The 20,857-nt window shown below is 61.6% G+C and carries 19 protein-coding genes; 11 read left to right on the top strand and 8 right to left on the bottom strand.

Going from position 1 to position 20,857, the window contains the following annotated elements:
* Positions 1–339: 339 nt before the first annotated feature.
* The 3 genes from CKW07_RS14635 to mrcB are packed head-to-tail and all read right to left on the bottom strand — an operon-like array spanning position 340 to position 3,759.
* Entirely contained in the window at positions 340–675 is a 336-nt protein-coding gene (locus tag CKW07_RS14635; RefSeq protein WP_095145527.1) for a YqcC family protein, read from the bottom strand.
* Positions 675–1,421 carry a M48 family metallopeptidase gene (locus CKW07_RS14630; RefSeq protein ID WP_095145526.1) on the bottom strand — a complete coding sequence of 249 codons (747 nt, stop codon included), beginning with the start codon at positions 1,419–1,421 and terminating at the stop codon, positions 675–677. The genes CKW07_RS14635 and CKW07_RS14630 overlap by 1 nt, the downstream gene beginning before the upstream one ends.
* A gap of 16 nt (positions 1,422–1,437) precedes the next feature.
* On the bottom strand, positions 1,438–3,759 hold the full coding sequence (gene mrcB / locus CKW07_RS14625) for a penicillin-binding protein 1B (RefSeq protein ID WP_095145525.1): 2,322 nt from the start codon (positions 3,757–3,759) through the stop codon (positions 1,438–1,440).
* Positions 3,760–3,876: 117 nt separating this feature from the next.
* Between mrcB and CKW07_RS14620 the strand changes: the two genes are divergently transcribed.
* From CKW07_RS14620 to CKW07_RS14610, 3 genes are all read left to right on the top strand, one after another.
* The gene (locus CKW07_RS14620) at positions 3,877–5,433 is read left to right on the top strand and encodes a bifunctional aminoglycoside phosphotransferase/ATP-binding protein (RefSeq protein ID WP_095145524.1); all 1,557 of its coding nucleotides are present in this window, start codon (positions 3,877–3,879) and stop codon (positions 5,431–5,433) included.
* Between the two features lie 90 nt (positions 5,434–5,523).
* Positions 5,524–5,868, top strand: coding sequence for a pentapeptide repeat-containing protein (locus tag CKW07_RS14615; RefSeq protein WP_095080862.1), 345 nt, complete (start codon positions 5,524–5,526; stop codon positions 5,866–5,868).
* A 224-nt stretch (positions 5,869–6,092) separates the two neighbouring features.
* Complete coding sequence (locus CKW07_RS14610; RefSeq protein ID WP_064392505.1) at positions 6,093–6,365, top strand: TfoX/Sxy family protein; 273 nt, start codon at positions 6,093–6,095, stop codon at positions 6,363–6,365.
* A gap of 281 nt (positions 6,366–6,646) precedes the next feature.
* Here the strand turns inward: CKW07_RS14610 and CKW07_RS14605 are convergent, their stop codons facing one another.
* From CKW07_RS14605 to CKW07_RS14595, 3 genes are read right to left on the bottom strand one after another with little or no spacing between them, the layout of a single operon-like run.
* Positions 6,647–7,414 carry a heme ABC transporter ATP-binding protein gene (locus tag CKW07_RS14605; RefSeq protein WP_095145523.1) on the bottom strand — a complete coding sequence of 256 codons (768 nt, stop codon included), beginning with the start codon at positions 7,412–7,414 and terminating at the stop codon, positions 6,647–6,649.
* Positions 7,414–8,397: an iron ABC transporter permease gene (locus CKW07_RS14600; protein ID WP_176465327.1), complete on the bottom strand. Its 984-nt coding sequence runs from the start codon at positions 8,395–8,397 to the stop codon at positions 7,414–7,416. The genes CKW07_RS14605 and CKW07_RS14600 overlap by 1 nt, the downstream gene beginning before the upstream one ends.
* A gap of 50 nt (positions 8,398–8,447) precedes the next feature.
* Entirely contained in the window at positions 8,448–9,335 is an 888-nt protein-coding gene (locus CKW07_RS14595; RefSeq protein ID WP_095145521.1) for a hemin ABC transporter substrate-binding protein, read from the bottom strand.
* Positions 9,336–9,521: 186 nt separating this feature from the next.
* Here CKW07_RS14595 and CKW07_RS14590 point away from each other — a divergent pair, with 186 nt between their 5' ends.
* Positions 9,522–9,839: a Rieske (2Fe-2S) protein gene (locus tag CKW07_RS14590; RefSeq protein WP_095145520.1), complete on the top strand. Its 318-nt coding sequence runs from the start codon at positions 9,522–9,524 to the stop codon at positions 9,837–9,839.
* Here CKW07_RS14590 and sfsA read toward each other — a convergent pair.
* Together sfsA and CKW07_RS14580 are read right to left on the bottom strand one after the other, a co-directional pair.
* The gene (gene sfsA, locus CKW07_RS14585) at positions 9,836–10,549 is read right to left on the bottom strand and encodes a DNA/RNA nuclease SfsA (RefSeq protein ID WP_095145519.1); all 714 of its coding nucleotides are present in this window, start codon (positions 10,547–10,549) and stop codon (positions 9,836–9,838) included. The two genes, CKW07_RS14590 and sfsA, sit on opposite strands and share 4 nt — an antisense overlap.
* Positions 10,549–11,721 (bottom strand): pyridoxal phosphate-dependent aminotransferase, encoded by a 1,173-nt coding sequence (locus CKW07_RS14580; RefSeq protein ID WP_095145518.1) that lies wholly within the window; start codon positions 11,719–11,721, stop codon positions 10,549–10,551. The genes sfsA and CKW07_RS14580 overlap by 1 nt, the downstream gene beginning before the upstream one ends.
* Positions 11,722–12,054: 333 nt before the next feature.
* Here CKW07_RS14580 and dksA point away from each other — a divergent pair, with 333 nt between their 5' ends.
* The 7 genes from dksA (at position 12,055) to folK (ending at position 20,774) form a co-directional block, all read left to right on the top strand.
* Entirely contained in the window at positions 12,055–12,498 is a 444-nt protein-coding gene (dksA, locus tag CKW07_RS14575) for an RNA polymerase-binding protein DksA (protein WP_095111029.1), read from the top strand.
* A gap of 85 nt (positions 12,499–12,583) precedes the next feature.
* Positions 12,584–13,480 (top strand): tRNA glutamyl-Q(34) synthetase GluQRS, encoded by an 897-nt coding sequence (gene gluQRS, locus CKW07_RS14570; RefSeq protein WP_095145517.1) that lies wholly within the window; start codon positions 12,584–12,586, stop codon positions 13,478–13,480.
* A 77-nt stretch (positions 13,481–13,557) separates the two neighbouring features.
* The gene (locus tag CKW07_RS14565) at positions 13,558–13,734 is read left to right on the top strand and encodes a hypothetical protein (protein WP_003176118.1); all 177 of its coding nucleotides are present in this window, start codon (positions 13,558–13,560) and stop codon (positions 13,732–13,734) included.
* Complete coding sequence (locus CKW07_RS14560; protein ID WP_176465321.1) at positions 13,718–16,672, top strand: sensor histidine kinase; 2,955 nt, start codon at positions 13,718–13,720, stop codon at positions 16,670–16,672. Before CKW07_RS14565 ends, CKW07_RS14560 begins: the two co-directional genes overlap by 17 nt.
* A 22-nt stretch (positions 16,673–16,694) precedes the next feature.
* On the top strand, positions 16,695–18,131 hold the full coding sequence (locus CKW07_RS14555; RefSeq protein WP_095145515.1) for a sigma-54 dependent transcriptional regulator: 1,437 nt from the start codon (positions 16,695–16,697) through the stop codon (positions 18,129–18,131).
* 749 nt (positions 18,132–18,880) lie between these two features.
* Positions 18,881–20,284: a polynucleotide adenylyltransferase PcnB gene (locus tag CKW07_RS14550; RefSeq protein ID WP_095145514.1), complete on the top strand. Its 1,404-nt coding sequence runs from the start codon at positions 18,881–18,883 to the stop codon at positions 20,282–20,284.
* 4 nt (positions 20,285–20,288) lie between these two features.
* Positions 20,289–20,774: a 2-amino-4-hydroxy-6-hydroxymethyldihydropteridine diphosphokinase gene (gene folK, locus CKW07_RS14545; RefSeq protein WP_095145513.1), complete on the top strand. Its 486-nt coding sequence runs from the start codon at positions 20,289–20,291 to the stop codon at positions 20,772–20,774.
* The last annotated feature ends 83 nt before the right edge of the window (positions 20,775–20,857 follow it).

Here is a 20,857-nt window from a genome sequence, read left to right as displayed (position 1 = left end):
TAACGCGTTGCGGGTGTAACAGGTCGGCGCGGGTGTGCGCCTCATGATCTGCCGAGTGGGTCTGCTTCTGGCAGTCCCTCTACAGCGGACTTTGGATTCTTCTGTTTCGCCCTCTGCAAGTCAAGCCGTCAATGTGCTTAATTCGAACTAAGCGCATGAGAACGCAAGAAAAAACCTCTAAACCCCAGGTCGGATAACTTCAATTGCGCATTTTTGGCAAGGAAATGGCATGCGAACGCACAGGCGCACGCCCGCAGAGTGGATTTTCTTGAGGAATATGAAGGAACTGCCAGCGAGCGCTGGCAGTGATCGCGTCAGCGAGCGCTGGCAGTGATCGCGTCAGCGAGAAGCGCTGATGAGCTGGTCGAATTCCTTGAGCAGAACCTGCAACTGCCGGTCCTTGCCCTGGAGACTGCGAGCGCCGAAGACCATCTCGGCCATCTCCTGAATACCCGAGGCATTGGGCAATGGCAGATCCTGCTCCAGGATCGCCTTCATGCGTGGCAGGAAGATCCATTGCAGCCACTGCTCAAATTCCAGGGTATCGACCGAAAAAGGCTCGACGCTGGACAGCGCGGCGGCGCTAGGCGGGACATCGTCCCACCAGCCTTGAAGCCGTAACTCACGCTCGATCAGCAACAATTGGTCGGCGATTTTCGAAAAACGGACATCCATCAGAGCGCAACCTTGGCTTTCTGGCGAGCCTGAGCAGCACCGGCGGCATCACCCTGCTTCTCGCGGGCCTCAGCGATCAACGCCCACAGGCTGGCTTGCAGGTCAGGACGACCATTGGCAAGGGTCAGGCCACGACGGGCGAACTGCTCGGCTTGCGCGGCATCGCCCTGGGCCATACGCACCTGCGCCAGGCGATAAAGCACCTGCGGCTCGCGCGGGGCAACCCGCTGGGCACGCTCAAGGCTGGAAGAGGCACCATTGAGGTCACCGCTGGCCTGTTGCTGCTGGGCAGTGGTCAGCAAGGCCAGCACCGGGCCGTCCAGTTGCTCATCGGCAGACAAGCCTCCGACGCTGTTGCTCGCCGAAGGAATCCCGCTTGGCGAGGACGGCATGCTGTAGCTGCCCTGGTTGATCGGCCCACTATCGACCGGGCCCGGGGTAATCGGACCCGAGCTGGCCGGGCCAGGCGTGATCGGCTGAGTACTGATCGGCGTCGATGTCGTTGCGCCGCCACCCGGCACCATCACCACCACGCCAGTATCACCCTGGGGAATGGCCTGGGTCTGCGCTTGCGCCGGACGCGTCACGGTGCTTTTACGGAAGCCGCCATTGGCCGAGATACGCTCGCTGTTGGAAACGGTAGTACCCGAATCGACCACCGGAATCGAGCCACGCTGCACCGAGGAGCAACCGCTGAGCAAAGCCAGAGCGGTCACCGTCACCGCTGGAATAAACCACTTGTTCACTTGAATCCCTCTTTGCTTAATTCATCCATCCCTTGACCCAATCCATCACCGAATCAACCGCGGGGTCTACGCCACCACAGGTGGCGCCGGGAGGTGGTTCACTGCCACGAATATACGGCATCTGGACGGCGCCAGGGCAGCTGGAGTCCGAGCCCTGCCCGGTACGCGAGTCGACCCAGGCCTGAACGATGTTGTCTGGTTGTGGCATATCCAGCGGCAGCGGGTCGGCCTTGCGCATGAAACTGGTCCAGACCTGCAGCGCGCCAGTGGCACCGGTGAACGGCGTCTTGCCGTTGTCATCACGGCCCAGCCAGACCACCGCCAGCAGATCCTGGCTGAAACCTGCAAACCAACTGTCTCGCGAGTCGTTACTGGTGCCGGTCTTGCCCGCCAGGGTCAATGTCTTGGGCAGCACGTTGTAGACCGAGCTACCGGTACCTTCGCGCATCACCCGCTGCATGGCGCTCTGGATCAGGTAGATGGACGCCGGATCGAAGCGCTGCTGAATCTGGAACGGATAACGCTTGAGCGGTTCGCCTTCGGCGGTCAGCACGCTGCGAATCCCGCGCATCGGGGTATTGAAACCGCCGTTGGCCAGCGTCTGATACATGGTGGCCACTTCGATCGGACTCAGGCCGCCGGCCCCCAGCAGCATTGACGGAAACGCCGGGAACTCACGGGTCACACCCAGGCGTCCGAGGGTCTTCAGGACGTTCGGCACGCCAACTTCAAGCCCCAGGCGCGCTGTCGACAGGTTGTAGGAATGCGCCAGGCCCTGGTACAGGAACACCGTACCGTGGGAGCGACGATCATAGTTCTGCGGTTTCCAGACCTGACCATCGGCGCCCTTCACCGAAAAGGCCTCGTCGGACAGCCAACTGGTCAAGGTGTACTGACTCGGCTTCTCCAGCGCGGTCAGGTAGACCGCCGGCTTGATCAGCGAGCCGATCGGCCGCACCGCGTCCAACGCGCGGTTGAAACCGGCGAAACCCGCTTGGCGACTGCCGATCATGGCCTGGACTTCACCGGTTTCCGGGTTGGTCACCACCATCGCGGCTTCGACTTCATCCGAGCCCTTGCGACCGGCAAGGCGCTTGAAGGTATCGCTGACCGAAGCTTCGGCTTTCATCTGCAGGATCGGATCGAAACTGGTGAAAATCCGCAGCCCTTCTTCGGTCAAGTCTTCGTCGCGATAGTCTTCGCGCAACTGGCGCTTGACCAGGTCGAGGAAGCCGGGGAACGAGCTGTCCGCCAGACTGCCGCGCTTGGTCACGCCCAGCGGCATTTTCTTCGCCGCCGCGACCTGCTCGGCCGTGGCCACACCCTGCTGTTCCAGCAGGTCGAGCACCAGGTTACGGCGCTCCAGCGCACGCTCCGGATAACGGCGCGGATTGTAGTAGGAAGGCCCCTTGACCATGCCCACCAGCAACGCCACCTGATGCAGCTTCAGTTCGGCCAGTGGCTGGCTGAAGAAGAACTGGCTGGCCAGACCGAAACCGTGCACCGCGCGCTGGCCATCCTGACCGACGAACACTTCATTGAGGTAGGCCTCGAGAATTTCAGGCTTGTCGTAGTGCAACTCGAGCAGCAGCGCCATCATGGCTTCAGTCAGCTTGCGACTCAGGCTGCGCTCGTTGGTCAGGTAGAAGTTCTTGACCAGTTGCTGGGTCAAGGTACTGCCACCCTGACGCATCTGCCCGGCCGAGGTGTTGACCCAGACCGCCCGCATGATCGACTTGGGCGACACACCGAAGTGGCTATAGAAATCGCGATCCTCTACCGCCACCAGCGTCTCGAGCAGGTACGGCGGCACCTGATCGATCTTGATCAGGATGCGGTCTTCGAGATTTTTCGGATAAAGACCACCGATCAACAGTGGCTCGAGGCGCACCACCGACAGTTTGGCGCCGTTGGTCGCCGACAGCTCGGCGACATAGTCACCCGAGAAGCGCACACGCACCGGCTGGGCCTGTTCCATGCCTTCATAGAACTGGAAGCCACGGGTATTCAAATCGACGGTGTTGCCGCTGACCGCTGCCGCACCGGGACCATTGGCCACGCTTTCACGACGATAGCCAAGGGCATCGAGTTCAATGAGGAAATCTTCCTTGCTGAGCTTCTGTCCGACGAACAGCTCGAGCGGGCGCGCGTAAACCTTGGCCGGAATGGTCCAGCGCTTGCCGGAGAACTTCTCCTGAACCACGGCATCGAGATAAACGGCGAACCCTGCGAGCACCACGAGGCCGACCAGGCTGAGCTTCAAAGCCCAGGCCAGCCAAGGGCGCGGACCATTGGAGGGACGTTTTTTAGCAGTACGGGGGGATCGGGTACGAGTCATGGCGGCGGATTATACGCACTTTATTCCTGATCAACATGAGCCCCGCGAGGTTTGCGTTGGCCCCACTTGCGGCCATAATGGCGGCCTTGAATTTCCCCAGACTCTGAAGGATCGCCCGTGAGCCAATCCCTGATAGCTGCCCTGCAAAACCCGGCCCTTTATCCGCATCCTGTGGATGGATTCCAGGTCATCGAGACGCACATCTCCTGGGTGCTGCTCACCGGCCCCTATGCCTATAAAGTGAAGAAACCGGTCAATTTCGGCTTTCTCGACTTCACCACACTGGATGCACGCGAGCACTTCTGCGGCGAAGAGTTGCGCCTGAACCAGCGTTTGACCAGCGACCTGTACCTGGAAGTGCTGCCGATCACCGGGAGCATCGAGGCACCGCAACTGGGCGGCACCGGCCCGGTGCTCGATTACGCCCTGAAGATGCGCCAGTTCCCGCAGAGCCAGCTGCTCAGCACCCTGCAGGCCAACGGCGAACTGACCACTGCGCACATCGACCAGATGGCCAGCCAGATTGCCCGGTTCCACCTCAATGCGCCGCGCGTTCCGGCCGACCATGAAGCCGGCACCCCGGACAACGTCATGGCCCCCGTGCGCCAGAACTTCGAACAGATCCGCCCATTCCTCAGCGACAAGGCCGACCTGCTGCAACTCGAGGCCTTGCAAGCCTGGGCCGAGAGCAGCTTCGAACGCCTCAAGCCGCTGTTTGCCCAGCGCAAGGCCGAAGGTTTCATCCGCGAATGCCACGGTGACATCCACTTGGGCAATGCCACCGTGATTGATGGCAACGTGGTGATTTTCGATTGCATCGAATTCAACGAGCCCTTCCGTTTCACCGACGTTTATGCCGACACCGGGTTTCTGGCGATGGACCTGGAAGACCGCGGCCTGAAAAGCCTGGCGCGCCGCTTCATGAGCCAGTACCTGGAACTGACCGGCGACTACCAGGGTCTTGAACTGCTGAACTTCTACAAGGCTTACCGTGCACTGGTTCGCGCCAAGGTCAGCCTGTTCAGCATGCCCGCCGACGCCACCCCGGTGCAGCGCGCCACCACTCTGCGCCAGTACCGCAACTACGCCAACCTGGCAGAAAGCTACAGCACCATTCCGTCACGCTTCCTGGCCATCACCCACGGTGTTTCCGCCGTCGGCAAAAGCCGCGTCGCCATGCGCCTGGTCGAAGCCCTGGGCGCTATCCGCCTGCGCTCCGATGTCGAGCGCAAGCGCCTGTTCGGCGAACAGCAAGTGCCTAACGATCCGCAAGCCGGTATCTACAACACCGACGCCAGCGCAGCCACCTACGCCCGCCTGCACGAGATTGCCGATGTGATCCTGCGGGCCGGCTTCCCGGTCGTGCTCGACGCAACGTACCTCAAGCGCGAACAACGCGACGGCGCGGCGAAGATTGCCGAGGCCACCGGTGCCCCGTTCCTGATCCTCGATTGCAACGCACCTCAAGCGGTGATCGAGAGCTGGCTGGCCCAGCGTCAAGCAGACAAAAACGATCCATCCGACGCCAACCTGGCGGTCATCGCCGCGCAGCAAGCCAATCGTGAGGCCCTGACCCCCGCAGAAATCCTCTGCAGCAAACGGGTACAGACCAATGAAAGCGGCACCCTCGACACGGTAGTGGCGCAAATCCGCCAGCGCCTGCCGGGCCTGTAAGCACTATTTCATGCGCGAAGCCCTGACCGGCTTCGCGCTTGCAAGATAGTGGCACTATACTGGCGTCATAAAACCAACAGGTGACGCCCCATGAGCCAGCCAAGACTTCTCGACACCCCGCTGTACGCCCTGCTGCATAAAGACGACATCACAGGCTTTAATCGCGAAAGGCCGAAAACCGGCCCCATCGACATGGTGGGTGGCGACTTTCGCGGCCTCGACCTGCGCGAACTGAACGCCGAAGGTGTCGACTTCAGTGATGCGTATTTCCGCTCCGCCGACCTGCGCGGCATCGACTTTCGCCATGCCTCCCTGGAAGGCGCAAGCCTGGCCCATGCGCAAATCTCCGGCACTTACTTCCCGCCTGAACTCTCGGCCGACGAAATTCTGATGTCGATGAATTTCGGCACTCGCCTGCGCTACCGCACCCGTTAACGCGCGGGATGTCCGCCTACGTCCGGTGTCCCAACCCGCGCCGGACCTGCGTGATCGTTTTACGACTCAACCCAGGCTCTCTAAAGCCTCCTCCAGAGCCATCTGGCACATCGCCTTAGAAGCTTTTGCGTTCAAACCGACCAAAGAACCACGCTTTTCCTACTGACCGCTACACTCTTTTGAAGCTCGCCCCACGCACTCTTCGGCCGTCGCAAGGAGGCTTGATGAATGATGAACTGCAGCATCTGAAAAACCTTGGCAAGACGTCAGCCCAATGGCTGCATGCCGTAGGCATTCACAGCGCCTCGGATTTGCGCCGCCTGGGGGCGGTGGACGCTTACCGGGCGGTGCGCACCCGCGGTTTTCGCGCGTCGAAGGTGTTGCTGTATGCCATTGAGGGGGCACTGATGGACGTGCATTGGAATGACATCCCCGCCGAACGCAAGGACGCCCTCAACAAACAACTGGATGCCATATCGTCACGACACAAGAATTGAGCAACGTGTTGGCCCGGCAATCCGCATCTGACGATCAATCCAAACAAGCGTTTGGCAAAAGGCAAAAATAATCGAAAAACACTGGTTGACTTAGAAATGAGAATCGTTATGATTATCACATCTGGTCGCGAGACCAGCTGATCTTCTGAAAGGCCCTTGGTTCGGACTCTCAGATTATCTCCTCATCAGGCTAATCACGGTTATTTGACCCGGCTCTTGCCGGGTCTTTTTTTGCCTGCCCAACAGTGATTACCCCCCACGACCATCAGGCACCCTTTCTTTCAGCGAGCAATAATCAGCGGATGCCCGCGCTCCGGGTGCGACTGCACCAACACATCCAGCCCGAACACGGCCTTGAGCGGTTCGGGACGCAAGACCTGCTGCGGCGTATCCAGCGCATGGGGACGGCCATTTTCGAGCAGCAGAATGCGGTCGCAGTAGCGCGCAGCCAGATTCAGATCATGCAGTATCACCAACACTGCCGCGCCGTGATCGGCAAACTCGCGAATCGACTGCAAGGTGGTGTGCTGATGCAGCGGGTCGAGCATGGAGGTCGGCTCGTCGAGCAGCAGGGTCTGCCCCGCCTCGCCCGGCCAGAGCTGCGCCAGTACCCGCGCCAGGTGCACCCGCTGACGCTCGCCACCGGACAGCGCTGTGTAACTGCGCCCGGTCAGATGCCCGACATCGGCAGCCTGCAGCGCGGCGGCAATGATCTGCGCATCGCGTATCCGGCCTGTTTGATGAGGCAAGCGGCCCATGCCGACCACTTCCTCGACGCGAAAGGCAAAATCCAGGGTCGAGGCCTGGGGCAGTACGGCCAGGCGCTGGGCCCGCAGCGCCCCCTGCCAATCACTCAGTTCGCGCTGATCAAGCCAGACCCGCCCCTGATCGGGGCGCAACTCACCGCACAAGGCGCCGAGCAGTGTACTTTTACCCGCACCGTTCGGCCCCAGCACACCGAGCACTTCACCCGCCCTGAGCTCAAGATCGATGTCCGTGAGCACGATTTTCCGGCCACGGCGGATCTGCAGATTCTCCACTCGCAGCATCAGGCGCGACCTCGCAGCAGCAAATAGAGAAAGAATGGCGCGCCGATGAACGCGGTCACGATACCGATCGGCAACTCGGCCGGAGCCAGTGCCAAGCGCGCCACCAGGTCGGCAAACAGCAACAGGCTCGCGCCGGCCAGCACCGAAGCCGGAAGCAGTACACGGTGATCGGGACCGGCCAGCAAGCGCACCAGATGCGGCACCACCAACCCGACAAAGCCGATCATTCCCGCCGCCGCCACCGCAGCGCCCACACCCAGCGCGGTACAAAACACCAGTTCGCGCTTGAGCCGCTCGACATTGATCCCCAGATGGCCGGCCTCGGACTCCCCGAGCAACAACGCATTCAACGCCGCCGCCCGGCGTGGCAACCAGAGCGCCACCGCCACGCTCACCAGTAGCAACGGCCACAACCGCGCATAGCTGGCGCCATTGAGACTGCCCAGGTTCCAGAATGTCAGCGTGCGCAAGGTCGCGTCGTCCGCCAGATAGGTGAACAAGCCCACCGCCGAGCCGGCCAGTGCGGTCAGCGCGATACCCGCCAACAACATGGTCGCCACATTGGTCTGCCCGTTACGCCGGCCGAGGCGATACACCAGTGCCGTCACCCCGAGGCCACCAAGAAACGCAGACAATGACAGCACGTAAGGACCGATCACCTCGGGCAGACCGCCAGACAGCGAGCCGCCAACAATCGCGATCGCCGCACCCAGGGCGGCACCACTGGAGACGCCCACCAGCCCCGGGTCCGCCAGCGGATTGCGGAACAGCCCCTGCATCGCCACGCCGGACAAGGCCAGCACACCACCCACCGCGAGACCCAGCAAGGTGCGCGGCAGGCGAATCTGCCCAAGAATCAGTTCGGCCTGCTCCAGGCCTTCAGCCGCCACCGGCAGGCCGATCAGGCGCATCGCCGCGCGCAAGGTATCGAGCAACGGCAAACTGACCGGCCCCAGCGCCAATGACAGCCAAACGGCGAACACACATAGCAGGCTCAGGCCAATGAACAACGAACGCGGCTTAACCAGAGTGGTCATTGGGCCGCAGTTGCCTTGGAAGACTCATCCGGATAGAACCCGGCCGACAGCTTGACCAGGCTTTGCGGCAAGCGCGGCCCCAGACCGCCTACCAACAGGGTCGGATCCAGCTCCAGGAGGCGCCCGGCCTTGGCCGCCGGCGTCGAGGCCAGTATCGGGTTTTCCTTGAACAACGCCGCTCGGGCGGCGTCGCCTGTCAGTGCGCGATCGGAGAACACCAGGACATCCGGGGTCAGACCGGCCAGTGACTCGACGGAAAACGGCTTGTAACCCGTATGGGTGGCCAGGTTACGCCCACCCGCCTGCTGCAACAGCCAATCGGCCGCCGTGTCTTTACCGGCAATCAACGGCTTGCCACCCGCGTGCCCCAACAGCAGCAATACCCCCGGTGCCTTCTGTTTGGCCTGCGCCGCCGCGACCCAGGCCCGCTGCTGCACGATTTGCTGTTGATAACCCTGGAACACCGTCGTGGCCCGGGCTTCGCTGCCGAGCAACCGGCCCAGGTGCTGCAAGTTGCGTTCAAGGGTGGCCAGGTCCGGTTGTGCCGAAAACAACTCGACCTGCACCCCGGCACTGCGAATCTGCGACAACACGGGCGGCGGGCCCATTTCTTCGGTGCCGATCAAAATCTGCGGACGCAGGCTCAGAATGCCCTCGGCCGACAACTGGCGCTGATAGCCGATACTCGGCAAGGCCTTGAGCGATTCAGGATGCTGGCTGGTAGTGTCGACGCCGACCAGCCTGGACTCACTGCCCAGTGCGCTCACCCATTCCGACAACGCGCCCCCGGCACTGACCCAGCGTTGCGGCAACTCGGCCGCTGTGGCCCCATGGTTGACCAAAAGTCCGACACAGAGCGCAATGGCGCGGGTACTCAGGCGCATAACAGGGTTTCCTTTGCACAGTTTTCCCGCAGAATCGAGGCATGTTAAGCGACGCGCTCACCACGGGCGGAGCCGGCATTTGATAATTGTTAACATTTTCACGTCAAGCACTGACACATTTGCTAACCAGTACTCGCCCACAGCATAGCCGCCAGAGGCCCGCGCCTTCGGCACAAGAGGACAGTCATGAAGTTTCTTTGCACCAGTGCCGAGCTGGTCGATGCCAGCAGCCGCGGGTTCGAGATCGATGGACAGCGGCTGTTTGCCGTGCGCCGCGAAGGTCGGGTCTATGTCTACGAGAACCGCTGCCCCCATCGCGGGGTCGCACTGGAATGGCACCCCGACCAGTTTCTCGACCCGAGCGCCAGCCTGATCCAGTGCGCCACGCATGGCGCGCTGTTCCTGATCGAAAGCGGCGAATGCGTGGCCGGCCCTTGCGCCGGCCAGTCACTCAGCACCCTGGCATGTCGGGAAGACACTCAGGGCATCTGGGTGCAGTCTTAAACGCCGAACAGCACCTCCAGCCGGCGTTCGACGCAGACTTCTTCAGCGGTCAAGCTCACGCCATACGCCAACACCTCGACGCCGGCCGCCTTCGCCTCACGCAGGGCGGCCGCATACCCCGGGTCGATTTCCTCGGCCGGACGCACCGCGTCGATCCCCGTCAGGTTCACGCAATACAGTTGCACCGCGCGAATGCCGTCCCGCGCCAGGCACGCCAATTCGCGCAAGTGCTTGGCTCCTCGCTGGGTCACGGCATCCGGAAACGCCGCGACCGCTGAACCGTCGAAGCCCAGGGTCACGCTTTTGACTTCGACGAAGGCCTGCCCTTGCGGGTAGTCGAGACGAAAATCGATGCGACTGTTCTCCTGGCCGTAGGGCACTTCACGCTTGAGGGCGGTAAAGCCGTCGAGCTCGGTGATCACACCCGCCTTCAGCGCCTCCTCGACCAAGGCATTGGCCCGCGCCGTATTGACACAGGCCAGTCGCCCTTGCGGGGTTTCGCTGATTTCCCAGGTGCCGGGCAATTTACGTTTCGGATCGTTGGAGCGACTGAACCAGACCTCCCCGCCCTCGACCATGCAGTTGAACATCGACCCGGTGTTCGGACAGTGAATCGTGATCATCTCGCCGCCAACGGTTTCGATATCGGCGAGAAAACGCTTGTAACGTCGAATCAGCCGGCCTTTTTCCAGGGGAGGATCGAAGCGCATCAGCCTTGCCAGCTCCGCAGGCCACGGGCAATCCGCTCCACCGCTTCCTGCAGACGCGGCAGGCTTTGGGTGTAGGCGAAACGAACGTGATGACCGGCCTGGTGCCGGCCGAAATCCAGGCCCGGCGTGAACGCGATGTGCTCGGTTTCCAGAAAGTGCCGACAGAAGGCAAACGCATCACCGCCAAAGGCACTGATATCGGCATACAGATAGAACGCGCCTTCCGGTTCCACCGCGATACCGAAGCCCAGCTCACGCAAGGCCGGCAGCAGGAAATCGCGCCGACGCCCGAATTCCGCCCGCCGCTCTTCGAGAATGCTCAAGGTCGCAGGCTCGAAACAGGCCAGGGCCGCATGCTGGGCCATGCTCGGCGCACTGATGTAGAGGTTTTGTGCAAGCTTTTCCAGCTCGCTGATGGCGGCTTGCGGGGCCACCAGCCAACCGAGGCGCCAGCCGGTCATGCCGAAATACTTGGAGAAACTGTTGAGCACAAAGGCACTGTCATCGACTTCCAGCACGCTGACGGCATCGGTGCCGTACGTCAGGCCGTGATAGATCTCATCCACCACCAGATGACCGTTGCGCCCCTTGATCGCAGTGGACAACCCGGCCAGTTCGTCGCGGGTCAGAATCGTGCCGGTCGGGTTGGCGGGCGAGGCCACCAGGGCCCCGACACTGTCGTGGTCCCAGTAACGCTCAACCAGGTCCGGGGTCAGCTGATAACGCACGTCCGGCCCCACGGGAACAAGCTGCGCCGCGCCTTCGACCAGGCGTAGAAAATGACGGTTGCACGGGTAACCCGGATCGGCCAGCAACCAGTGCTTGCCCGGATCCACCAGCAAGGCGCTGGCCAGCAGCAACGCGCCAGAGCCTCCCGGGGTGATCATGATGCGCTGCGGGTCGATGTCCAGCCCGTAACGTTGCTGATAGAAGCCGGAAATGGCCTCGCGCAGCTCGGGAATGCCCCGCGCCGCGGTGTAACGGGTTTTCCCCGCCGTCAGTGCCGCCTGGCCGGCCTTGATGATCGGCTCGGCCGTGGTGAAGTCCGGTTCGCCGATTTCCAGGTGAATGACGTCATGGCCGGCCGCTTGCAACTCATTGGCGCGCGCCAGCAATGCCATGACGTGGAAAGGTTCGATAGCGCGGCTGCGCGCACTGTAGGGCTGGGCCATTAGCCTTCCTTCAACGGGGGTAAAAACCTGATTCTACCCAAGCGCGGGAACAAGCGAGAACCTAATACGGTCACAAAGCCCGGGCTCACTGGCAAGTGAGTGCCTGCACAAGTGTCAGGATTGACTAAAATCAATAATTGATCAGGTCTCCAGAGCCGCCAGACAAGGCTTTGCAACCATTTGCAAACCTTACGGACCGTGGCCTCGGCATCAGGGAGTAGCGCGGTCTGATTTGATCTGGTAAGTTCGCCCGCTTGCAGCCGCAGGGCCGGCAGGTGTCGGTGATGGAGCAATCCTGCGCAATGGATTACAAGAGTAGAGGCGGTCCATTTCATGCCCACCCAAGCAAAGCAGCAGCCAAACCAGTCGATCAGCGGCTTCGAACCCTACAAAGAAGTAAAGGGTGAGGAATACATGGGCAAGCCCATGCGCGATCACTTCACCAAGATCCTGAACAAGTGGAAACAGGACTTGATGCAGGAAGTCGACCGCACTGTTGATCACATGAAAGACGAAGCGGCCAACTTCCCCGACCCGGCCGACCGTGCCAGCCAGGAAGAAGAATTCAGCCTCGAACTGCGCGCCCGCGACCGTGAGCGCAAGTTGATCAAGAAGATCGACAAGACCCTGCAACTGATCGAAGACGAAGAGTACGGTTGGTGCGAGTCGTGCGGCGTCGAGATCGGCATTCGTCGTCTTGAAGCCCGCCCTACCGCCGACATGTGCGTCGATTGCAAGACCCTTGCAGAAATCAAGGAAAAACAAGTCGGCAAATAAGCGTCGATTTGACTCAAGAACGGAGCGTGCGAACGCTCCGTTTTTTGTTTCTGACGGTTTTGCTCCCTCAATGATCAACACGCCCATGACCGCTATCAAGACACCCGCCTACATCGGGCGCTTCGCCCCCACCCCCAGCGGGCACCTGCATTTTGGTTCGCTGGTCGCGGCACTGGCGTCCTACCTCGACGCACGCGCCGCCGGCGGCCGCTGGCTGCTGCGCATGGAAGACCTCGACCCACCCCGGGAAGAACCCGGTGCCCAGACCGCGATCCTCAAGGCCCTGGAAAGCTACGGCTTTGAATGGGACGGCGAGATGGTCCGCCAGAGCGAACGCCACGACGCCTACCTGCAGGTCGTGAACCAACTGTTCAACCACGGCCTGGCCTACGCCTGCACCTGCTCGCGCAAACAACTGGCGCCCTACCACGGGATTTACCCGGGGCTGTGCCGCAACGCCGGCCACGCCCGCGAAGACGCGGCGATCCGCCTGCGGGTTCCAGAGCTTGAGTATCACTTCACCGACCGGGTGCAAGGCGAGTACCGCCAGCACCTGGGCCGCGACGTCGGCGATTTCGTGATTCGCCGCCGCGACGGGCTGTACGCCTATCAACTGGCGGTGGTACTGGACGATGCCTGGCAAGGCGTCACCGACATCGTGCGCGGCGCCGACCTGCTCGACTCCACCCCGCGCCAGCTGTACCTGCAGGAACTGCTGGGCCTGGCGCAACCGCGTTACCTGCACCTGCCATTGATTACCCAGCCGGACGGTAACAAACTCGGCAAATCCTACCGTTCGCCGCCGCTGACCGAAGACCAGGCCACCCCGCTGTTGTTGCGCGCCCTGCGCGCATTGGGACAACAGCCGGACCCGGCACTCGATAGCGCAACGCCCGCCGAGGTGCTCAAGTGGGGAGTCAGGCACTGGGATGCGCTGCTGATTCCCCGCACACTGACACTGCCCGAAGCGCAATTACGCTGACTAAGCTTGCAGGTTGGCGCCCATCCGTTACCATCGCCGCACGTTTTCGGGCACGCACACAATAAAGAGAGGCCGGGATGTACATCTATCGCTTGGTCCTGCTCCTGGTAGTGGGGATCTATCTGTTCTCCCCCGCCATCATGGACTGGTGGATCGACGCTACTGGCGCCTGGTATCGGCCGTACTTGCTGTGGCTGATCCTGATCGTCGTGACCTTCATCCTGCAGAGCCAAAAAGATGCCGATGAGCTTTAGCCTGACCCAGATGATCCTGATCAGCGCCGCGTACCTGGCGGTGCTGTTCGGCGTTGCCTGGGTCAGTGAGCGCGGAATGATCCCGCGAGCGATCATTCGCCACCCGCTGACCTACACCCTGTCACTGGGTGTGTATGCCAGCGCCTGGGCGTTCTACGGCACGGTAGGCCTGGCCTACCAGTACGGCTATGGTTTTCTCTCCAGCTACCTCGGGGTTTCCGGGGCGTTTCTGCTGGCACCGGTGCTGCTGTACCCGATCCTGAAAATCACCCGCACCTATCAGCTGTCGTCGCTGGCCGACCTGTTTGCGTTTCGCTTTCGCAGCACCTGGGCTGGCGCGCTGACCACGATCTTCATGCTGATTGCGGTGCTGCCCCTGCTTGCCCTGCAGATCCAGGCGGTCGCCGACTCCATCGGCATCCTCACCCGCGAGCCCGTACAGCACCGGGTCGCCTTGAGTTTTTGCGCCCTGATCACCCTGTTCACGATTTTCTTCGGCTCGCGGCACATCGCGACCCGGGAGAAACACGAAGGCCTGGTGTTCGCGATTGCCTTTGAGTCGGTCATCAAGCTGATCGCCATTGGCGGCGTCGGCCTGTATGCCTTGTACGGCGTGTTCGACGGCCCGCAACAGCTGGAGCTGTGGCTGCTGCAAAACCAGACCGCCCTCGCCGCCCTGCACACACCGCTGCAAGAAGGTCCTTGGCGCACCCTGCTGCTGGTGTTCTTCGCCTCGGCCATCGTGATGCCGCACATGTACCACATGACCTTCACCGAAAACCTCAACCCGCGCTCGCTGGTCAGTGCGAGCTGGGGCCTGCCGCTGTTCCTGTTGCTGATGAGCCTGGCCGTGCCGTTGATTCTCTGGGCCGGCCTGAAACTGGGCGCCACCACCAACCCGGAGTACTTCACCCTCGGTATCGGCATCGCCGCCAACAACAAGGCGCTGGCCCTGCTGGCCTATGTCGGCGGGTTGTCGGCCGCCAGCGGCCTGATCATCGTCACCACCCTGGCGCTGTCCGGGATGGCCCTGAACCACCTGGTGCTACCGCTGTACCAGCCACCTGCCGAAGGCAACATCTACCGCTGGCTGAAGTGGACCCGCCGGGCGCTGATCGTCGCGATCATCATGGCCGGTTATGGCTTCTACCTGATGCTGGGTGCCGAGCAAGACCTGGCCAATCTGGGCATCGTCGCGTTCGTCGCCACCCTTCAGTTCCTGCCGGGCGTGCTGTCCGTTCTTTACTGGCCGACCGCCAACCGTCGCGGCTTTATCGCCGGATTGATGGCGGGGGTCCTGGTCTGGCTGGTGACCATGCTGTTGCCGCTGGTGGGCAATCTGCAGGGGTTCTACATACCGCTGCTGAACATGATCTATGTGCTCGACGACACCAGCTGGCACATGGCGGCGATTGCCTCGCTGGCCGCCAACGTACTGATATTCACGCTGGTCTCGCTGTTCACCAACGCCAGCACCGAAGAAGCCAGTGCCGCGGAAGCGTGCGCGGTGGACAACGTGCGCCGTCCGCAGCGCCGCGAACTGCACGCTGCCTCACCCCAGGAGTTCGCCACCCAACTGGCCAAGCCCTTGGGCGCCAAGGCCGCGCAAAAAGAAGTCGAGCAAGCCTTGCGCGACCTGTACCTGCCGTTCGATGAGCGTCGCCCCTACGCACTGCGCCGCTTGCGCGACCGGATCGAAGCCAACCTGTCCGGCCTGATGGGTCCCAGTGTTGCCCAGGACATGGTGGAAACCTTCCTGCCGTACAAGGCCGGCGGCGAAAACTACGTCACCGAGGACATTCACTTCATCGAAAGCCGCCTCGAGGATTACCACTCGCGGCTTACCGGCCTTGCCGCCGAGCTCGATGCCCTGCGCCGTTATCACCGCCAGACCTTGCAAGAACTGCCGATGGGTGTGTGTTCGTTGGCCAAGGACCAGGAAATCCTCATGTGGAACAAAGCCATGGAGGAGCTGACCGGGATTGCCGCGCAGCGCGTGGTCGGTTCACGCCTGAGCACCCTGGGCGAGCCCTGGAAAGAACTGCTGCAAGGCTTCATCAACGTGCCGGACGAACACTTGCACAAACAGCACCTGGCCCTCGATGGCCAGACCCGCTGGCTGAACCTGCACAAAGCGGCGATCGATGAGCCCCTCGCGCCCGGCAACAGCGGCCTGGTGTTGCTGGTCGAGGATTTGACCGAAACCCAGATGCTCGAAGACAAACTGGTGCATTCCGAACGCCTGGCGAGCATCGGTCGCCTGGCCGCCGGCGTGGCCCACGAGATCGGCAACCCGATCACCGGTATCGCCTGCCTGGCGCAGAACCTGCGCGAAGAGCGTGAAGAAGACGGCGAAATCACGGAAATCAGTGGGCAAATCATCGAGCAGACCAAGCGCGTGTCACGCATCGTGCAATCCTTGATGAGCTTCGCCCACGCCGGCAGCCACCAGCACAATGACGAACCGGTCTGCCTGGCCGAAGTGGCCCAGGACGCCATTGGCCTGCTGGCCTTGAACCGACGCAACTTCGAAGTCCAGTTCTTTAACCTGTGCGACCCTGAACACTGGGTCGATGGCGACCCGCAACGGCTCGCCCAGGTCCTGATCAACCTGCTGTCCAACGCCCGTGACGCCTCGCCAGCCGGCAGTGCGGTACGGGTCAAGAGCGAAGCCAGCGAACACACGGTCGATCTGATCGTCGAAGACGAAGGCAGCGGCATACCCTCGAGCATCATGGACCGATTGTTCGAACCCTTCTTCACCACCAAGGATCCTGGCGAAGGCACCGGTCTGGGCCTTGCACTGGTCTATTCCATCGTTGAAGAGCATTATGGACAAATCACCATCGACAGCCCGGCTGACACACAAAGCCAACGCGGCACCCGTATCCGGGTGACCTTACCGCGTCATGTCGAAGCGACGTCCGCTGTGAACTGAGACCGTCGAGAGAATCGAATCAATGCCGCACATTTTGATCGTCGAAGACGAAACCATTATCCGCTCCGCCTTGCGCCGCCTGCTGGAACGTAACCAGTACCAGGTCAGCGAAGCCGGTTCAGTGCAGGAAGCACAAGAACGCTTCAGCATTCCCACGTTCGACCTGATTGTCAGTGACCTGCGCCTGCCGGGCGCACCGGGCACCGAGCTGATCAAGCTGGGCCAGGGCACGCCGGTGCTGATCATGACCAGCTACGCCAGCCTGCGCTCGGCGGTCGACTCGATGAAGATGGGCGCGGTGGACTACATCGCCAAGCCTTTCGACCACGACGAAATGCTCCAGGCCGTCGCACGCATTCTGCGTGACCGACAAACCGCCCAGATCACGACCGGTGAACGCCCGGCTGGCAAAGCGGTCAATGGCAGCGACAAGCCCGGGGTCGACGCCAGCAACGGCGAGATCGGCATCATCGGTTCCTGCCCGCCCATGCAGGACCTGTACGGCAAAATCCGCAAAGTGGCGCCGACGGACTCCAATGTGCTGATCCAGGGTGAATCCGGTACCGGCAAGGAGCTGGTCGCCCGCGCCCTGCACAACTTGTCCAGGCGCGCCAAGGCACCGATGATTTCGGTGAACTGCGCGGCCATTCCGGAAAGCCTGATCGAGTCCGAACTGTTCGGCCACGAGAAAGGCGCCTTTACCGGTGCCAGCGCCGGTCGCGCAGGCCTGGTGGAAGCCGCGGACGGTGGCACCCTGTTCCTCGACGAGATCGGCGAATTGCCACTGGAAGCCCAGGCTCGCTTGCTGCGCGTACTGCAGGAAGGCGAGATCCGCCGCGTCGGTTCGGTTCAATCGCAGAAGGTCGACGTCCGCCTGATCGCGGCGACGCACCGCGACCTCAAGAGCCTGGCCAAGATCGGCCAGTTCCGTGAAGACCTGTATTACCGTCTCCACGTAATCGCCCTGAAACTGCCGGCCTTGCGTGAGCGCGGCGCCGACGTCAACGAAATCGCCAATGCCTTCCTCGCGCGCCAAAGCGCACGGGTCAATCGCAGCGACCTGAAGTTCGCACCCGACGCCGAGCAGGCGATTCGTCACTACAGCTGGCCAGGTAACGTGCGCGAACTGGAGAACGCTGTCGAGCGTGCGGTGATTCTGTGTGAAAGCCCGGAGATTTCTGCCGAGCTGCTGGGCATCGACATCGAGCTCGGTGACCTGGAAGAAGACGAATTCATCGGATTGGCACCGCAACAGGGCAGTGCCACCAACACCAGTCACGAACCCACCGAAGACCTGTCGCTGGAAGACTACTTCCAGCACTTCGTGCTCGAACACCAGGACCACATGACCGAAACCGAGCTGGCTCGCAAACTCGGGGTCAGCCGTAAATGCCTGTGGGAACGTCGCCAGCGCCTGGGTATCCCACGGCGCAAGACCGGTGTAGCCAGCGAGAGCTGAATGTCACCTGTCGAATGTGCAAGTAACACCTGAACATGTGAAAAAACTGTTACCGCAGCTTTTTTCGTAACAGAAGCCGGGGCTTACGGTAACGAAGCCCCGGTTTTTTTTTGCCTGAAACAATGCGCAAAACCCTCCTAACCCCTTGTTTTGCTGGGGATCACAAAAGTTGGCACGGCTCCTGCTATATGTCTGGTACAAGAACAATAACAAGCAATGCACAAGACAATAAAAATAAGACGAATCGACTCACGCACAATAAAAACAAGACGGCGAGAGGCGTAGCTAACTGATTCTTTTGGAGAGGCGTTGTATTTGGGGCTTGCCCCACAACCAGGCCGAGAACAACAAAAACTGCCCTAAGGCAGAGCCTGAACTGGTTGGATCACATCGATCATTGCAACACAGCGATCAAAGCAATCCGTTTGCTCTTGGCTCCCGATTGGGAGGGTCATGAAGGGAAAACCTCATGACAAGGGCGCGACACAAAAACAAGAAGCCCGAAACCAATAATAAAAATAGAGCACGCAACTACTTCTTGGGGAGCTTCGGCTCCCCTTGTGGTTTCTGTGGTTTCTGTAGCGTCCGCGATTCACCCCCCTTCCCCCCCTGCGTTTTACCTTTGTCGCCATAGCCTGCAGCTCATATCTGCTGTGTCCTACACCATCCCTCGACTAAATGCTAGAATCCCCGCCCATCATGCGGTCATTCTTCGTTATGGCCGAACATTCCTTCAAACAGTGCATCCCATGCTGAAGAAGCTGTTCCAGTCATTCCGTTCTCCCTTGCGTCGTACGCAACACATTCGTAGCACGCCTGAAGTCCTCAACAGCGGCCAACATTCGCTGCAAAAGGCCCAGTTCAGCCGTTATGCGGTGAACATCGTCGAACGCTTGCAGAACGCCGGGTACCAGGCTTATCTGGTCGGCGGCTGCGTGCGCGACATGCTGCTCAACATCACCCCCAAGGATTTCGACGTCGCCACCAGCGCCACGCCGGAACAGGTCCGCGCCGAGTTTCGCAACGCACGGATCATTGGCCGCCGCTTCAAGCTGGTGCACATCCACTTTGGCCGCGAAATCATCGAGGTCGCGACCTTCCGCGCCAATCACCCGCAAAACGACGAAGAGGAAGACAGCAACCAGTCCTCGCGTAACGAAAGCGGGCGCATTCTGCGCGACAACGTATACGGCACCCTGGAAGAAGACGCGCAACGCCGCGACTTCACCATCAATGCCCTGTATTACGACCCGGTCAGCGAGCGCATTCTCGATTACGCCAACGGCGTACACGACATCCGCAACCGCCTGATCCGCCTGATCGGCGACCCGACCCAGCGCTACCAGGAAGACCCGGTGCGCATGCTGCGAGCCGTGCGCTTTGCCGCCAAGCTCGACTTCGGCATCGAGAAGCACAGCGCCCTGCCGATCCGCGGCCTGGCACCGATGTTGCGCGAGATCCCGTCGGCCCGCTTGTTCGAAGAAGTATTGAAGTTGTTCCTCTCGGGGCATGCGGCCGATACCTTCGAGATGCTGGTCGACCTGCAATTGTTCGATCCCTTGTTCCCGGCCAGCGCCGAAGCACTGGAACACAATCCGACCTATACCCACACCCTGATCAGTGAAGCGCTGATCAACACCGACCTGCGGATCAAGCAGAACAAGCCGGTGACCCCTGCCTTCCTGTTCGCCGCCCTCCTGTGGCCAGCCCTGCCAGCCCGCGTACTGCGCCTGCAGGACCGTGGCATGCCGCCGATTCCGGCGATGCAGGAAGCCGCCCACGAACTGATCAGCGAGCAGTGCCAGCGTATTGCGATTCCCAAGCGCTTCACCCTGCCGATCCGCGAGATCTGGGACATGCAGGAACGCTTGCCACGTCGCAGCGGCAAACGCGCCGATCTGCTGCTGGACAATCCGCGCTTCCGCGCCGGCTACGACTTCCTGCTGCTGCGCGAAAGCGCCGGCGAGCCGACCGACGGCCTGGGCGAGTGGTGGACGGACTATCAGGACGCCAACGAGAGTGAGCGTCGCGACATGATTCGCGACCTCAGCGGCAAGGACGAGGGCGCCAGCGGTGCACCGCGCAAACGTCGCCGCAGCGGTGGCGCCAAGCGCAAACGTGCCGCAGGTAGCACTAACTCGTCAGGCGAGTAAGTCGATGGAACGCATCTACATAGGCATGGGCAGCAACCTCGCAGCCCCCGCTGAACAGTTGCGCAGCGCTGTTGAAGCGCTGGCGCAATTGCCCCGGACAACGCTGGCCGGGGTCTCGACCTTCTATCAGAGTGACTCCTTGCTGCCTGGCCAACCGCGCTATACCAACGCGGTAGCCGCGCTGGACAGCCTGCTGGCGCCGCTTGAACTGCTCGACGCGCTGCAAGCCATCGAAAACGATCAGGGCCGCGAGCGCCTCGAACGCTGGGGGCCGCGCACGCTGGACCTGGATATTCTGCTGTTCGGCGATCGCCTGATCGACGAACCACGCCTCAAGGTGCCCCATTACCACCTGCAGGAACGGGCCTTTGTCCTCTACCCGCTGGCCGAACTGGCGCCCGCCGATCTGCAACTGGCAGATGGCCGTCTGTTACGCGACCTGCTGGCGGCCTGCCCGTTCGTCGGGCTGGAGCGCACCTCCAGTCTGTAGGAGCACTGCCCCTACAGGCCGAGGGTACTGCGACGGTTTCTGCTGAATCGCATCAGTAACGCCGGTAACACCCAGGCAGTAAC

It is taken from the genome of Pseudomonas sp. Irchel s3b6, from assembly GCF_900187415.1.
Classification (GTDB): domain Bacteria; phylum Pseudomonadota; class Gammaproteobacteria; order Pseudomonadales; family Pseudomonadaceae; genus Aquipseudomonas.
The sequence above is the reverse complement of the archived record's forward strand: the minus strand, read 5'-3'. Positions and strand labels throughout refer to the sequence as shown.

Bases quoted from the DNA above. Each gene is read 5' to 3' on its own strand.
- CKW07_RS14635 (WP_095145527.1), bottom strand. From the start codon at position 675: ATGGATGTCCGTTTTTCGAAAATCGCCGACCAATTGTTGCTGATCGAG.
- mrcB (WP_095145525.1), bottom strand. From the start codon at position 3,759: ATGACTCGTACCCGATCCCCCCGTACTGCTAAAAAACGTCCCTCCAAT.
- CKW07_RS14615 (WP_095080862.1), top strand. From the start codon at position 5,524: ATGAGCCAGCCAAGACTTCTCGACACCCCGCTGTACGCCCTGCTGCAT.
- CKW07_RS14610 (WP_064392505.1), top strand. From the start codon at position 6,093: ATGAATGATGAACTGCAGCATCTGAAAAACCTTGGCAAGACGTCAGCC.
- CKW07_RS14605 (WP_095145523.1), bottom strand. From the start codon at position 7,414: ATGCTGCGAGTGGAGAATCTGCAGATCCGCCGTGGCCGGAAAATCGTG.
- CKW07_RS14595 (WP_095145521.1), bottom strand. From the start codon at position 9,335: ATGCGCCTGAGTACCCGCGCCATTGCGCTCTGTGTCGGACTTTTGGTC.
- CKW07_RS14590 (WP_095145520.1), top strand. From the start codon at position 9,522: ATGAAGTTTCTTTGCACCAGTGCCGAGCTGGTCGATGCCAGCAGCCGC.
- sfsA (WP_095145519.1), bottom strand. From the start codon at position 10,549: ATGCGCTTCGATCCTCCCCTGGAAAAAGGCCGGCTGATTCGACGTTAC.
- CKW07_RS14580 (WP_095145518.1), bottom strand. From the start codon at position 11,721: ATGGCCCAGCCCTACAGTGCGCGCAGCCGCGCTATCGAACCTTTCCAC.
- dksA (WP_095111029.1), top strand. From the start codon at position 12,055: ATGCCCACCCAAGCAAAGCAGCAGCCAAACCAGTCGATCAGCGGCTTC.
- gluQRS (WP_095145517.1), top strand. From the start codon at position 12,584: ATGACCGCTATCAAGACACCCGCCTACATCGGGCGCTTCGCCCCCACC.
- CKW07_RS14565 (WP_003176118.1), top strand. From the start codon at position 13,558: ATGTACATCTATCGCTTGGTCCTGCTCCTGGTAGTGGGGATCTATCTG.
- CKW07_RS14560 (WP_176465321.1), top strand. From the start codon at position 13,718: ATGCCGATGAGCTTTAGCCTGACCCAGATGATCCTGATCAGCGCCGCG.
- CKW07_RS14555 (WP_095145515.1), top strand. From the start codon at position 16,695: ATGCCGCACATTTTGATCGTCGAAGACGAAACCATTATCCGCTCCGCC.
- CKW07_RS14550 (WP_095145514.1), top strand. From the start codon at position 18,881: ATGCTGAAGAAGCTGTTCCAGTCATTCCGTTCTCCCTTGCGTCGTACG.
- folK (WP_095145513.1), top strand. From the start codon at position 20,289: ATGGAACGCATCTACATAGGCATGGGCAGCAACCTCGCAGCCCCCGCT.